Source organism: Limosilactobacillus alvi (genome assembly GCF_016900115.1).
In the GTDB taxonomy this organism is placed as follows: Bacteria; Bacillota; Bacilli; order Lactobacillales; family Lactobacillaceae; genus Limosilactobacillus; species Limosilactobacillus alvi.
Window position 1 is genome coordinate 1 of the sequence record NZ_JACJJQ010000123.1, and the last position, 248, is coordinate 248.

Annotated in this window: 1 protein-coding gene; it reads right to left on the bottom strand. The window is 56.0% G+C overall.

The window, feature by feature from the left end; genetic code table 11:
- A partial coding sequence (locus H5993_RS09335; RefSeq protein ID WP_204777122.1) for a PAS domain-containing protein occupies positions 1 to 248 on the bottom strand: 248 nt, incomplete at both ends.

The window sequence follows — 248 nt, forward strand, 5'->3', positions numbered from 1 at the left end:
GGTTCGCGGATGGTCTCCGCGATGGCGTCGCCGTAGTGGGAAGCCAGCTCGAGTTTGGCGATATTGCGCTTGAGATCGTTGATGTCGACCAAGGTAATCACCACGCCATCAATGCGGTTCTCCTTGGAGCGATACGGATGAATTCGCAGCAGATGCCAGTGGCCTTCGCTGTCGCGCACTTCGCATTCGCGCGTGTTTAACGTCTCAATGACTTCCCGCACCATCCGGTCGGGATCGTTAATTTGGAT